This is a genomic window from Niallia sp. Sow4_A1, from assembly GCF_052116745.1.
GTDB classification, from domain to species: domain Bacteria; phylum Bacillota; class Bacilli; order Bacillales; family Cytobacillaceae; genus Niallia; species Niallia hominis.
Genome location: NZ_JBQKKM010000148.1, coordinates 1 through 408, shown reverse-complemented (window position 1 = coordinate 408; position 408 = coordinate 1). Strand labels below are relative to the sequence as shown.

Genomic DNA, 408 nt, shown 5'->3' with positions numbered 1-408 from the left:
CTTCTCCCGAAGTTACGGGGTCATTTTGCCGAGTTCCTTAACGAGAGTTCTCTCGCTCACCTTAGGATTCTCTCCTCGCCTACCTGTGTCGGTTTGCGGTACGGGCACCATAAATCTCGCTAGAGGCTTTTCTTGGCAGTGTGGAATCAGGAACTTCGGTACTATATTTCCCTCGCCGTCACAGCTCCGCCGTATGGTAATGGGATTTGCCTCATTACCGGCCTAACTGCTTGGACGTGCTAATCCAACAGCACGCTTACCCTATCCTCCTGCGTCCCCCCATTGCTCAAACGATTTAAAGGTGGTACAGGAATATCAACCTGTTGTCCATCGCCTACGCTTTTCAGCCTCGGCTTAGGTCCCGACTAACCCTGAGCGGACGAGCCTTCCTCAGGAAACCTTAGGCAT

The 408-nt window shown here is 52.5% G+C and carries 1 rRNA gene; it reads right to left on the bottom strand.

From position 1 onward, the window contains the following. Positions 1-408, bottom strand: a 23S ribosomal RNA gene (locus ACTQ5K_RS25600); the annotation flags it as partial.